The following is a 12,456-nucleotide window of genomic DNA, read 5'->3' as shown; positions in this document are numbered from 1 at the left end:
TTGGCACAGAATCAGGAGGAGCGGCGCCTTGAGCACCGAAGACGTATTCCAACGTCCGCTACAGGACCTGCGGATCTCGGTGACGGATCGCTGCAACTTCCGCTGCGTGTACTGCATGCCCAAGGAGCTTTTCGGGTCGGATTACCCCTTTCTGGCGCGCCGGGAGCTGCTGTCATTCGAGGAGATTACCCGGCTGACGCGGGTGTTCGCCGATCTGGGCGTGCGCAAGCTGCGCATCACCGGCGGTGAGCCCCTGGTGCGCAAGGACCTGCCGCACCTGATCGAGATGCTGGCGAACATCGACGGCATCGAGGACATCACCCTCACCACCAACGCCTCGCTGCTGCCCCAGCATGCCCAGGCGCTGGCCGACGCCGGCCTTAACCGTGTCACCGTCAGCCTGGACGCCATCGACGATGACGTCTTCAAGGCGGTGAACGACGTCAACTACCCGGTGCAGCCGGTGCTCGACGGCATCGAGGCGGCCTCGCGGGTCGGGCTGAATCCGGTGAAGGTGAACATGGTGGTCAAACGCGGCATGAACGAGGGCCAGATCGTGCCCATGGCGGAGTACTTCCGCCACACGTCGCATATCCTGCGCTATATCGAGTTCATGGACGTGGGCAACACCAACGGCTGGCGCCTGGACGACGTGGTCACCGCCGAGCAGATCCGCGACGAGCTCGACGCCGTGTGGCCCATCGAGCCGCTGGACCCCAACTACACCGGCGAGGTGGCCAGCCGCTACCGCTACCGCGACGGCGGTGGCGAGATCGGCATTATCTCCTCGGTGAGCGAGCCCTTCTGCAGCACCTGCACCCGGGCGCGGCTGGCCTCCCAGGGGCAGCTCTTCACCTGCCTGTTCGCCGGCCAGGGCCACGATCTGCGCACCCCGCTGCGCGACGAGAACGTGGACGATGCCCAGCTCGCCGCCATCATCCAGCGGATCTGGCGCAACCGCGAGGACCGCTACTCCGAGCTGCGCACCAACAACACCGCGCCCATCGAGGGCAAGCCGCTGCAGTGGAAGGTGGAGATGTCCCACGTGGGCGGTTGATGACCGCCTAGGCAGGCCGCATCCGATCCGCACCGGCTGGATGGAGCCCATCTGCGAGTTCGACCGGCGCACCTGGTTGCTGCGAGGCGGTGCCACGGTGAACGCCTGGAGGTCATCGGTAACCGCAACGTCAGTTCAGGCCGGCGTGACCGTCTTCGATTGCCGCAGGAGCTTCTGGATCTCCCGGGAGCAGGCCACCTTGCCCGTGGTGGCGAATCCTTCGTGGTTCCGTTCGATGTCCTCGAGGCGGTAGAGGTAGTTGACCATGAGCCCGTGGCTCTGGCGCAGCCCGTTATCAGAGGTGTCGGCCATCCAGTTGATGCGGTGGACCTCGGCGCCATTGCCCAGGTGGAAGCGGCTGACCGGGTTCACCGGCAGACCGGCTCCGTTCTTTTCCTTGACTAGGTAGCGGGCAACCAGCCGCAGTAGTGGCTTGTGCAGTTCCTTCTCGTGCTCGGACAGAACGCCGGGCAGGTCTTCCTCCCGCAGCAGCTCCGCAGCGCGCTGTTCGTGTTCATCCAGCGGCGGGTTTTCCTCCACCGCCCGCTCTTGGACCCACTGGGCGAATCCGGGGATGGGTGACAGGGTGACGAAGTGCTTGAGGTTGGGAAGCTCCTGACGGAGTTCCTCGACCACCTGCTTGATCAGGAAGTTGCCGAAAGAGATGCCGCGGAGACCGCTCTGACAGTTGCTGATACTGAAGAAGGTGGCGGTATCGGCGGTCTCGGCGTTCTCCAGCGCGCTGGCGTCGGGGTTGTCGGCCCCCAGGATGGGCTGGATCTGCTGCGGTAGTCCCCTGGTCAGTGCAACCTGCACGAAGATCAGCGGTTCGTCACCGGTGGCAGGGTGGAAGAAGCCGAAACAGCGGCGATCCGCAGGCGCGATCCGACGGCGCAGATCATCCCAGCTCTGGATGGTGTGCACGGCTTCGTAGGCGATGATCTTCTCGAGCACGCTGGCTGGTGTGTTCCAGTCAATGCGCTGCATGACCAGGAAGCCGCGGTTGAACCAGGAACGGAAGAGATCGATGAAATCGGCATCAACCGCTTCCAGCTCCGGTGCATCACGGGCAAAGCGCTGCAGGTCCGCACGCATCCGTACCAGCGCATAGGTGTGGCCCGGCGGGGTGTTGAGCCGCCGGAGCAGTTCCTGCCGTGGGGAACGGCTGGCGCGGTTCAGCGCCTGGGCGTTGCTGCCGTCCGGGTTCTCCGCGTAGCGCTGATAGGCCTCGGCGATGGCGTTGGCGTCCGGAGCGAAGCGTTCCGCCAGGCCCTGAAAGAACGCGCGCCGGTCGGGTTCCGTCAGCAGGTCGTAGGTGGTGAGCGCGTTCCGGGCCTGGGCGAGGTTGGCAACCTCGCTGTCACTGGCCAGAAGTGCCTGGCACTGCTCCAGGAGTGATGCCGCCTGGAGTCCCGGCGTGGCTTCGCCGGGCCGGATCCGGGTGGCGTAGCGCCTGGTCAGTGTTGTCAGCAGTTCGTTGAGAAAACGCCCTTGCGCCATGGGAAACCTGCCTTTGGGGCCCGTGTGCCTGCTCCTTACTATATCCCCTTTTTCCGGTGGGCACGCGCTAAAACCCCGTCTCACTTGTATTAAGGTCCTTCTCCGACGATGCACTGAGGGAGGGCTGCCGATTCTCAGTACGTGCGTACCGCTGACGCGACGCTTGGTGTCCACTACGAGGAGCAGGAAGCAGCCGAAAACGGCGTCGGCGAGATCGCGGCGTTCATGCGTCAGCCCGATGCTGAAGCCTACGCCGAGGCCAACGACGGCGTCGTCCGTTCCCTGGCGGGCCTGACGGACTGAGCCGCCTGCATGCGCGGTCGGTCATGCTCCGCGACGCCACCGTTGGGTGTCGCCGGAAATCGAAGACGTTGAGTACACCCTGCCGGTAGACCCTGGGTGTTGGAGGGTGATCATCAGGGGGCGGTCCAACCGGACCACCCCCTGATATTGTTTTATGGGAACTGTGCGAGCCGTCTACTCGGTAAGGTAGTCATTGAAGATAACCGAGACCCTGTGCTCGCTGGACGCCCAGTTCGGCACATTGATTTCCTGGGGGTTGTCCGCATCCCCGCGAGGCTGACTGACCAGGGATATGGTCCCGTCCGGCGGTGTGGTCGCCGGCATGTAGACGTCCACACCGGTCTGGAAAGCCTGATCGGGGAACCAGTCCAGCAGGTTGAGTGAAGAAACGGCCGGCTCGCCCTCGCTAAGGAGACGAATAATAATAACGACTCCTTTTTGAAACGTAAAAGAATAAATGGTTCTTTTCCAGGTGTGTCAGTCGTTATGCCCCGCAGAGGAGGCAGTCGGTGGCGCTCCCAATGGTGCTGCCCGGACGTTGCCTCTGACCGCTGCAGGGATTACCTTCCGGGTTTCCGCCGCGTTTCGGCCAGTCTTTGTCTTCACTGCCAGGGAGCCCCCTTGCCGATGTTCCTCAATGCCTACCATTCCTTTGATGGCTCGGTGGTCCGGATCTCCGCGGAGCAGGCCAGCCGGTTCGCCAAGGAGGTGGCAGGGGATTTCAATCCGATTCACGATGCTGAGGCGCGGCGCTTCTGCGTGCCCGGGGATCTGCTGTTTGCGCTGGTGGTGGGTTACTACGGGCTGTCCGAGCGCATGACCTTCCGGTTCCGCGGCATGGTGGGGCGGGATGTGCCGCTGCATTTTCCCGACACGGATGCGGATGCGTTTACGGTCACGGATGACCAGGGCCGGGCGTACCTGGAGGTGGAGCGGGCCGGTGCCGGGCTGCGGGAGGCCGCGACGGCGGAGGCGTTCGTGCGTCGCTACACGGCGTTCTCCGGTCGCAACTTCCCGGAGTTCCTGGAGCCGCTGATGCGTAACGCGGGGATGATGTTCAACCCGCAGCGCCCGCTGGTGCTCTACGACAGCATGGCCTTCACCCTGGAGGCCACCCCGACGCCGGGCCTGGACATGGACCTGGACGACTCCACCCTGAATGTGGACGGCAAGCGTGGCGAGGAATGGCTCCGGTTCCGCATCACCGATGGGGGCGAGGCCATCGGCGCCGGCTGGAAGAAGGTGGTGATCAGCGGCCTGCAGCCTTGGGACGAGGAGCAGATGAGCGCCTTCATCGACGCCTACACGGCCCGCCGCGCGAGTTTCCGGACGACCGACTGACGCCGCTGTTGCCTTGATGAAGGAACGACCCCCTGGCATGGCGGCGGCACCAGGAATAGGATGGTATAACATTGCCTATCGCCAAAGGTGCTGCCATGGCTGACCGCATTCCTGTGACGGTTCTCACCGGCTTTCTCGGCGCAGGCAAGACGACCCTGCTGAATCGTATTCTCGGCGAGAATCACGGCAAGCGCATTGCCGTGATCGAGAACGAGTTCGGCGAGGTGGGCATCGACGACGCTCTGGTTGTCAACGCCGACGAGGAAGTCTTCGAGATGAACAACGGCTGCATCTGCTGCACCGTGCGCGGGGATCTCATCCGTACCCTGACCACCCTGATGCGCCGCCGGGACCGCTTCGACGCCATCCTGATCGAGACCACGGGGCTCGCCGATCCCGGGCCGGTATCCCAGACCTTCTTCATGGACGATGACATGGCCGAGCAGTTCCGCCTGGACGCCGTGGTCACCCTGGTGGACGCCCGGCATGCGGGACCGCACCTGGATGACGGGGGCGAAGCCTGCGAGCAGATCGCCTTCGCCGACGTCATCGTGCTGAACAAGACCGACCTGGTCACCGCCGCGGAGCTGGATTCGCTGGAGCAGCGGCTGCGTGCCATGAACGCGGTTGCCCGCATCCACCGGGCAAGCCAGGCCGACGTGCCCATGGACGCGATCCTGGACGTGGGCGGCTTCGAACTGGACCGGGTGCTGACCTGGAAACCGGACTTCCTGGATCCGGAGTACCCCTTCGAGTGGGGGGGTCTACAGCATGCCCGTCGGTGAACATGTGCTGACGCTGGCGGCCGGGGCATCCGGCACCCGTGGCCCGGTACCTCTGGGAGGGGGCGCTGCTCGCCCTGGCACCGAACCGAGACGGCACCCGGCTCGCGGCCGGGCTGCAGGAGGCCGGGGTGCACTACTGGCATCTGGACAGCGGCGATGAGCTGTACATGCGCGGATATGCCACCAAGGTCCGGGAGTTGAGCTGGGATCCGGACGGGCGCTACCTGGCCACGGGCGGGGGCGCGTCCCTCGTCATCTGGGATTGTGGCGGCGACGGCCCAGCCGGCACCGAGCCCATGGTGCTGGACCTGCACGTCAAGCCGATCTGGGCGCTTGCCTTTGCACCCCGGGGGCAGGCCATTGCCAGCGGCAGCCGCGACGGTTCGGTGGTGGTGCTGGATCCCACCGCCACGACACCGGCGGCCACCCTGTTGCGGGACAGCGAGGTGACCGGTCTGGCGTGGCGGCCGGATGCCAGTCGGGTCGTGTTTGCCTTCGCCGACGGGCACCTGGCGGCCTGTCCCGGGGGCGTGGCGGCATGAGCCGCTCCGTCCCGGTCACGCTCCTGACAGGATTCCTGGGGGCGGGGAAGACCACCCTGCTCAACCAGTTGCTGCGTGATCCGTCCCTGGCGGACACCGCCGTGGTCATCAACGAGTTCGGCGACGTGGAACTGGACCACTGGCTTGTGGAGGGGGGCGACGACGAGATCATCACCCTGGGCCAGGGGTGCATCTGCTGTACCCTGCAGGGCGACCTTGCCGGCAGTCTCCGGGGGTTGTTGCGCCGCGCCGCCCGGGGCGAGATTCCCGCCTTCCGCAGGATCCTGGTGGAGACCTCCGGGCTGGCGGACCCCGGGCCGGTGGTCCAGGTCCTGCGGCGTGATCCGCTGCTGGCCGTGGAGACGCATCTCGACGGCATCGTCACGCTCATCGACGCCGAACACGGCGAAGCGACCCTCGCGGCGCACGAGGAAGCCCGGCGACAGGTCGCCATGGCGGACCGCATCCTGCTGACCAAGGCGGACCGTGTGACCGCCGACGCGCTGGCCGCGCTGGCGACCGCCCTGCGGGCGCGGGAGCTGCACGCCCCGATCACCCACCGCCACGGGGGAACCGCGCCTGCGGCGGATATCCTGGCCACCGGCGCCTCCGCCGGCGCACGCGACTGGTTGCAGATAAAGGGGCTGGAATCCGCGAGCGTCGTCCCGAGCGTGACGCCCCCGGTGTATGCATCCGCGGCCGGTCCCCCGGAAGCGCACCGGCATGACGGCATTGCGACGGTGTCCCTGACCACGGACGCGCCCATGGCGCCGGAGGATCTGGAAGCCTTCCTGGACTCCGTCTGTGAGTCCCACGGGCAGCGCCTGCTGCGGCTCAAGGGCATGGTGGCCATCCGCGGCCTGGAGACGACCCCGGTGGTGGTGCACGCGGTGCAAGGCATGCAGTACCCGCCCGAGCGGCTGGCGGCCTGGCCCGAAGGTGTCACCGGCACCACGCTGGTCTGTATCGGCGAAAACCTCCGCCGGGATGCCCTGGAGGATCTGTGGCGTTACGCGGTCAGTCGGACGCCGCCTCCAGCGCCTCCGCAATGACCCGGGCGTTGTGCTCCATCATGGCCACGTAGGTGGGTGCGGGGCCGTCCGCCGGAGAAAGCGCATCGGAGTAGAGGTTCGGCCCCACGGTCATGCCGCCTTCCTCGGCGATGCGATGCAGCAGTCGGGCGTCGGTGAGATTGTCCGGCAACAGCGCCGCCACCCGCTCCGCCCGCACTGCCCGCACCAGTTCCGCCACGTCTGCCGCGGACGGGTCGGCATCCGTGCTGAGTCCCCGTAGTGACAGGAATTCCACGCCGTAGGCGTCCTCGAAATAGCCGAACGCCGCATGGCTGGTCAGGATGCGGCGGCGATCCCCGGGAATGTCTGTCAGCGTCCGGCGGATGCGGCCATCCAGTGCCTCCAGCGCCTGCAGGTACGCCTCCGCCCGCTCGGCGTAGACCTCGGCATGGTCCGGATCGACGCGTTGCAGGCCGTCGCGGATGTTGTTGACATAGATCCTGGCACGGGCCGCATCCAGCCAGGCGTGCGGATCGGTATCGCCGTGACCTTCCCCATGGCCGTGGTCATGGCTGTGACCATGGTCATGCTCCCCCGCATGGGCATGGTCCGACGCCTCGATGGCGGGGACGCCATCCGTGGCCGTCACCACGTGGGCGTTGCCGTCGGCTGCCTCCAGTAGGCGGTTCATCCAGCCCTCGAAGCCGAGCCCGTTGCGCACCACCAGGTCCGCCGCCGCAATGCGCCGCGCATGCTGGGGCGCCGGTTCGAAGGCGTGGGCATCACCATCCGGTCCCACCAGGGTGGTCACGGTGGCGCGATCGCCGGCGACTTCGCGGGTCATGTCCGCGACGATGGTGAAACTGGCCACCACTCTGACCTCGCCGGCGGAAAGCGGTGTGGTCTGAGCCGAGAGCAGAAGCAGGATAATCGCACGTCGCATGGGGATCAGGCCTCCAGATGGCGGCGCAGGTGTAGCCGCGTGATCAGTCCGCCATGGGTGCCCAGCATCACCGAGGCGGCGTAACCGCAGCCGGCGACCAGCACCACGGCGGGTCCCGATGCCGCGCCCAGGTGGTAGGAGAGCAGCAGCCCGATCCAGGCACTGGCCAGCGCCAGGGCAACGGCCACGGCCATCAGCCCGCCCACGGTGCTGGCCCAGTACCGCGCGGCCGCCGCCGGCAGCATCATCAGCCCCACGGCCATGAGCGTGCCCAGGGCATGAAAGCCCGCGACCAGGTTGATCACCACCAGCCCCAGGAACAGCCCGTGGTAGAGCCCCCCGGGGCTGCCACAGGCGCGCAGGTACTCCGGGTCCAGGCATTCCGTCACCAGGGCGCGAAAGAACAGCGCCAGCAGCACGACGGTGCCGCTGGCCACGCACGCCACCAGCAGCAGCGCGGGATCGTCCACCGCCAGCAGGTTGCCGAACAGCACATGCATCAGATCGGTGCTGGAGCCCCGCACGGAGATGATCAGCACACCGACGGCCATGGCGATCAGGTAGAAGGCGGCGAAGCTGGCATCCTCGCGCTGGCCCGTGAGGCGGTGAACGCTGCCGGCCAGCAGGGCCACCAGCAGGCCGGCGAGCAGCCCGCCGGCGGTCATGGCCAGTACCGAGAACCCGGCAACCAGAAAGCCGATGGCGACCCCCGGCAGCACGGCGTGGGCCATGGCGTCGCCCACCAGGCTCATGCGGCGCAGGACCAGCAGCACCCCCATGGGGGCGGCGCCCAGCCCGACGGCCAGGCAGGCGACCAGCGCCCGGGCCATGAACCCGAACTCGGTGAACGGCTGGGCCAGCAGCTCCCCCATCACGCCGCCGGCTCCACGTGGCAGACGCCGGCGCTGTCGTCCCACGCCTCGGACATCTGCCGGGCGCGGAACAGGTGCTCGGCGCGCAGAACCCGGTCCGTGGGCCCCCAGTCCACCACCGTCCGCGCCATCAGCAGTGTCCGTGGGAAGTGGGCCCGCACCTGCTCGAGATCGTGCAGCACGGCGATCACCGTGCGGCCCTCCCCGTGCCAGCGCGCGACGACGTCCAGCAGATCGGCCGTGGTGCGTGCATCAATGGCGTTGAAGGGCTCGTCCAGGAGGATCACATCGGCCTCCTGGACGAGCACCCGCGCGAACAGCACGCGCTGGAACTGGCCCGCCGACAGCGACGCGATCGGGCGCCTAGCGAAACCGGCAAGCCCCACGGCGGCGAGGGCGTCCGCCGCCCGTCGGCGCTGTTGGCGCGACACCCCGCCGAAGGCGCCCAGCCGTTGCCAGAAACCAAGTTCCACCAGGTCCTGGACGCGGACCGGAAAGCTGCGGTCAATCGCCGCCTGCTGGGGCAGGTAGGCAATCTGTCCGCCGTCGAGCCGGCAATCCACCTGGCCCGCCTCCGGGCGGAGCAGACCAGCGATGGTCTTGAGCAGCGTGGTCTTGCCGGCGCCGTTCGGGCCCACCAGCGCCGTCAGCGAACCGGGCGCGAACGCGCCGTCCACGTGGTGAACCGCCGGATGACGGTGGTAGCAGACGGTCAGGTCCCGAAGCTGTACTGCGGCTGTCACGATGCACTTATCCCATGGCCCAGCGTACGCCGACCCAGAGCATCCCCAGCAGTGGCAGGATACAGGCCAGCCTGGCGATGGCCGGCAAGCCGAGGTTGGTGACGCGTAACGGGTTTCGGTCAGTCATGCGGATCTCCAGTATTGTTATAGTATAACATTTTATCTTTGCCCCGCACAATTTAGACTGCAGGCATGCACCCCTGCAGCCACGACAGCGCCATTGCCGCGGCCGACCGAGACCTCCGTGCGCGGGTCATCGGAGGTTGTCCGTGACCCCCGGCCTCGTGGCCGCGGTTATCGGCATCGGTCTGTTGCACGGCATCCTTCCGGACCACGGTTGGCCCATTGCCGCCACCTATGCCCTGCGGCAGCGACGCCGGTACCTGGCCGGTGTCATTGCGGCGCTGGTGATCGGGGTTGGCCACCTGTTGAGCAGCATTGCCCTGGTGCTGGTCTTCCTGCTCGTGGCCGACGCGTACGCTCTCCACGAGGCGGGCTGGCTGCCCGTGGTGGCCGGGGCGCTGCTGGTGGCGCTGGGTCTCTGGGAGCTGGCTCAGGCCCGGCGGGGGCACGGTCACGGGCATCATCACCATGGCACCGGCCCGTTGGCGCGCCTGCATGCCTGGGCGGCGGCCCGGCTCGGGCGTCCGCAGGACAGGGGGCTGGGCCAACTGGCGGTGGTGGCGATCCTGCTGGGCATCGCCCACGAGGAGCCGATCCAGATCCTGGCCATCTGCGCGGGCACGACCCACTGCCTGAGCCTGATGGTGATCTACTCGCTGGCGGTGATCGTGGCGCTGCTGGTCCCGACGCTGCTGTTGATTGTCGGCTACCAGCGGCACAAGGCCGTGGTGGAGCGTTACATGCCGCATCTGGCGGTGCTCACCGCAGTGATCCTGATCGCCGTGGGGTTGTGGTTCATGGTGGGGTATGGCGGCGGGTAGACCGGCGGTGCCGGGGGTGGCCCGGCACCGCACGGGAGCATCGGGGGCAGGTTCAGCCCCGCTCGTAGGTGCCCACCAGCCGGTTCATGCCGAGAATGCTGGGTTCGACGCGCTCGAGCAGCTGCCACATGTTCAGCCCCGACTCGAGCTCCGGCGGCTCGCTGAGGGCCAGCACCCAGAAGTAGTACTGGTGCACGTCGTGGCCCTCCGGCGGCATGGGGCCGCCGTAGCCCTGGTTGCCGAAGTCGTTGGGACCGGAGGCGTAATCCTCGGTGCCTTCAGCCAGGTTGTGCACCGAGGCGGGGATGTTGTAACTGACCCAGTGCACGAAGCCGTAGGTGCCCCGGTCGGTGACCAGCGGCGCATCCGGGTCATGGCAGATGATGGCGAAGGACTGCGTGCCGCTCGGTGCCCCGCTCCAGGACAGGGCCGGGGAGACATCCTCACCTTCACCCGTGTGTTTCTTCGGAATCGCCTCGCCGTGATCGAACGCCGGGCTGATCAGCTGCATGTTGGATAGTGCGAATCCCATGGGGTTCCTCCTCTGTTGGTCCTCATCGCGTGCACTCAGGATAAGACCTGCCGGGCGGTCGGGAAAATCCGCCGCCGCCCACTCAATTCCAGCCCGGCGCCCACTTGCCGCCGTCGCGCAGTTCCCGCCAGGGCAGTCGTTGCCGCTTGCGGGTAAGCACGGCCTCCAGCAGTACGTCCAGGACATGCCCGTAGCGATCCCGGAAGACCTGGACCACCAGGAAGTGCTTTTCCCGGCCTTCCGGGATCAGCGCCGTCCACTTGCTCTGTTCCAGCTTGTCGGGGTGCACGGACGGCATGCTCAACCCTCCCCGGGGATCGCCATGGCAATGGTTGCCTGGAGCACTCGCCCGAACGGGCCTCGCCCGTCGAACAGCGCTGTCTCCACCAGCCCCATCCCCGTCTCCTGCATGTGGCTGCGGGAATCCAGGCCGACCCATTGGCCCTCGGGAGGCCGGTGCAGGTAGAGGGTGACGTCGGTATTGATGCTGCCAAGGCGCTCACCCAGTTGCAGCTGCCCCACGCCATTGCCGAAATCGCACAGGGTAGCGGCGGCCACCAGGGAGTCCGTGCTCTGTTCGGCCACCAGGGGCAGCGGCAGTCGCATCCACACCCTGCCGTGCCCGCCGCCCTGCGCACCGGCAAGCACCACGGCTTCAGCCGTGGTGTGGAAACCGTGGGGGCTGTAGCGTCGGCCCCAGCCCGCGGCATCCGACAGGCTCGCCGCCTCACTGGCGGCGGGCGGGACGTCCTCCGATGCCGGGAAACGGCCATGTTCCGGCACCGGGATTGACGACTGTTCCAGGAACAGGCCGCTGGCGCGGGTGACCTCCGTGTCGCCGGTGAACAGGCTCACCTCCAGCACCTGGAGCCGCTTTCCCGGACGTACCAGGCGGGTTTCCGCACGCAACGGTGCCTGCGGGACGGGCCGGAGTAGATCCACCGTCAGGCGTGCCAGCCGCAGGCCGGCGCCGGCAGCTGCTTGCGTCAGAGCGTGGGCAGCAAGCCCGGTGACCGGGCCGCCGTGGAGATAGTCCGGATTCCAGGGGCCGCGGGCCGCGTCCGTGGGCAGGAACAGCTCGCCGTCGCGCAGAAACAGTGCAGGTGTCATGGCCACTCTTGGTTATTCCATCGGTTGTGATGCATCTTGGCAGCACCATGCCCGGTCGCAAAGCCGGCGGCAATCATGCCGGCCGGCGCCGGGTGGAACCCAACCCGCGGCGCATCGTGCCCGCGTCCGGCCCTCGAGGTGCATCTTGGCCGATCTGCAGTTGGAAAGGTACTACGGGAAGGAACTGGAGCAGCGCCTGGATGCCATCGCCCGGCTGCGCATGACCGTCTTCCGGGAATGGCCCTATCTCTACGAAGGAGACGAGGCGTACGAACGCAAGTTTCTGGATATCTACGTCCAGTCGTCGCGTTCCTTCGCGCTGGTCGTGCTGGACGGCGACCGGCCGGTCGGGGTGACCACGGCCATGCCCCTGAACGACGAGGAGCCGGAAATCCGCAAGCCGTTCGTGGATGCCGGAATCGATCCGGGGCAGGTGTTCTACTTTGCCGAATCCGTGCTGTTGCCCGGCTATCGCGGCCAGGGGCTGTATCGCCGCTTCTTCGAGGAACGCGAGAGCCACGCCCGTTCCTCCGGCGACTACGCGCTGGTTACATTCTGCGCCGTCCAGCGCTCGGTTGACCACCCTTTGCGGCCGGCTGATTACCAGCCGCTCGACCCCGTCTGGCGGCATTTCGGCTTCCAGCCGCGTGCCGACCTGGTGGCCTATTTCCCCTGGCCCGATGTGGGTGAGACGGAGGAAACGGACAAGCCCCTTCAGTTCTGGGTCAAGCCGTTGCCTTGAAGGGCCGGGCAATCGCTCGCCGCCGGTGC

Annotated in this window: 16 protein-coding genes; 8 read left to right on the top strand and 8 right to left on the bottom strand. The window is 67.1% G+C overall.

The genetic code is table 11. The annotated features are described in order from the left end of the window. Positions 1-28 precede the first annotated feature (28 nt). Complete coding sequence (gene moaA, locus KU884_RS18470; protein WP_254432119.1) at positions 29-1,057, top strand: GTP 3',8-cyclase MoaA; 1,029 nt, start codon at positions 29-31, stop codon at positions 1,055-1,057. Between the two features lie 135 nt (positions 1,058-1,192). On the opposite strand, the gene KU884_RS18465 is transcribed toward moaA, so the two are convergent. Further along, positions 1,193-2,557, bottom strand: a complete 1,365-nt coding sequence (locus KU884_RS18465; RefSeq protein ID WP_167783989.1) for a malonyl-CoA decarboxylase — start codon at positions 2,555-2,557, stop codon at positions 1,193-1,195. Between the two features lie 141 nt (positions 2,558-2,698). Here KU884_RS18465 and KU884_RS18460 point away from each other — a divergent pair, with 141 nt between their 5' ends. Beyond that, complete coding sequence (locus KU884_RS18460; protein WP_167783988.1) at positions 2,699-2,860, top strand: hypothetical protein; 162 nt, start codon at positions 2,699-2,701, stop codon at positions 2,858-2,860. 174 nt (positions 2,861-3,034) lie between these two features. On the opposite strand, the gene KU884_RS18455 is transcribed toward KU884_RS18460, so the two are convergent. Then, positions 3,035-3,184 carry a hypothetical protein gene (locus KU884_RS18455; protein ID WP_167783987.1) on the bottom strand — a complete coding sequence of 50 codons (150 nt, stop codon included), beginning with the start codon at positions 3,182-3,184 and terminating at the stop codon, positions 3,035-3,037. A 303-nt stretch (positions 3,185-3,487) separates the two neighbouring features. Here KU884_RS18455 and KU884_RS18450 point away from each other — a divergent pair, with 303 nt between their 5' ends. The 4 genes from KU884_RS18450 (at position 3,488) to KU884_RS18435 (ending at position 6,580) form a co-directional block, all read left to right on the top strand. Continuing rightward, positions 3,488-4,201, top strand: a complete 714-nt coding sequence (locus tag KU884_RS18450) for a DUF3581 family protein (protein WP_167784345.1) — start codon at positions 3,488-3,490, stop codon at positions 4,199-4,201. Between the two features lie 95 nt (positions 4,202-4,296). After that, a complete protein-coding gene (locus KU884_RS18445; RefSeq protein WP_167783986.1) occupies positions 4,297-4,986 on the top strand; it encodes a GTP-binding protein in 690 nt (229 codons plus the stop codon). A 38-nt stretch (positions 4,987-5,024) separates the two neighbouring features. Then, positions 5,025-5,528 carry a WD40 repeat domain-containing protein gene (locus tag KU884_RS18440; protein ID WP_167783985.1) on the top strand — a complete coding sequence of 168 codons (504 nt, stop codon included), beginning with the start codon at positions 5,025-5,027 and terminating at the stop codon, positions 5,526-5,528. Then, a complete protein-coding gene (locus KU884_RS18435) occupies positions 5,525-6,580 on the top strand; it encodes a GTP-binding protein (protein WP_167783984.1) in 1,056 nt (351 codons plus the stop codon). The genes KU884_RS18440 and KU884_RS18435 overlap by 4 nt, the downstream gene beginning before the upstream one ends. On the opposite strand, the gene KU884_RS18430 is transcribed toward KU884_RS18435, so the two are convergent. From KU884_RS18430 to aztA, 3 genes are read right to left on the bottom strand one after another with little or no spacing between them, the layout of a single operon-like run. Continuing rightward, positions 6,546-7,484: a metal ABC transporter solute-binding protein, Zn/Mn family gene (locus KU884_RS18430; RefSeq protein ID WP_167783983.1), complete on the bottom strand. Its 939-nt coding sequence runs from the start codon at positions 7,482-7,484 to the stop codon at positions 6,546-6,548. The two genes, KU884_RS18435 and KU884_RS18430, sit on opposite strands and share 35 nt — an antisense overlap. A gap of 5 nt (positions 7,485-7,489) precedes the next feature. Beyond that, positions 7,490-8,356, bottom strand: a complete 867-nt coding sequence (locus KU884_RS18425; protein ID WP_167784344.1) for a metal ABC transporter permease — start codon at positions 8,354-8,356, stop codon at positions 7,490-7,492. Next, complete coding sequence (gene aztA, locus KU884_RS18420) at positions 8,356-9,099, bottom strand: zinc ABC transporter ATP-binding protein AztA (protein ID WP_167783982.1); 744 nt, start codon at positions 9,097-9,099, stop codon at positions 8,356-8,358. The genes KU884_RS18425 and aztA overlap by 1 nt, the downstream gene beginning before the upstream one ends. A 269-nt stretch (positions 9,100-9,368) precedes the next feature. On the opposite strand from aztA, the gene KU884_RS18415 reads away from it, so the two are divergent. Beyond that, on the top strand, positions 9,369-10,043 hold the full coding sequence (locus KU884_RS18415; protein WP_167783981.1) for an ABC transporter permease: 675 nt from the start codon (positions 9,369-9,371) through the stop codon (positions 10,041-10,043). 52 nt (positions 10,044-10,095) lie between these two features. Here the strand turns inward: KU884_RS18415 and KU884_RS18410 are convergent, their stop codons facing one another. The 3 genes from KU884_RS18410 to KU884_RS18400 form a co-directional block, all read right to left on the bottom strand. Further along, positions 10,096-10,575, bottom strand: a complete 480-nt coding sequence (locus KU884_RS18410; protein ID WP_167783980.1) for a YbhB/YbcL family Raf kinase inhibitor-like protein — start codon at positions 10,573-10,575, stop codon at positions 10,096-10,098. 82 nt (positions 10,576-10,657) lie between these two features. Then, on the bottom strand, positions 10,658-10,873 hold the full coding sequence (locus tag KU884_RS18405; RefSeq protein WP_167783979.1) for a TIGR02450 family Trp-rich protein: 216 nt from the start codon (positions 10,871-10,873) through the stop codon (positions 10,658-10,660). 2 nt (positions 10,874-10,875) lie between these two features. Beyond that, entirely contained in the window at positions 10,876-11,685 is an 810-nt protein-coding gene (locus tag KU884_RS18400) for a thioesterase family protein (protein ID WP_167783978.1), read from the bottom strand. Positions 11,686-11,905: 220 nt separating this feature from the next. Here KU884_RS18400 and KU884_RS18395 point away from each other — a divergent pair, with 220 nt between their 5' ends. Continuing rightward, positions 11,906-12,427 (top strand): GNAT family N-acetyltransferase, encoded by a 522-nt coding sequence (locus KU884_RS18395; RefSeq protein WP_254432280.1) that lies wholly within the window; start codon positions 11,906-11,908, stop codon positions 12,425-12,427. The last annotated feature ends 29 nt before the right edge of the window (positions 12,428-12,456 follow it).

Origin of the sequence: Aquisalimonas sp. 2447 (assembly GCF_012044895.1) — a bacterium.
Taxonomy (GTDB): Bacteria; Pseudomonadota; Gammaproteobacteria; order Nitrococcales; family Aquisalimonadaceae; genus Aquisalimonas.
This window is presented reverse-complemented; position numbering and strand designations above follow the sequence as displayed.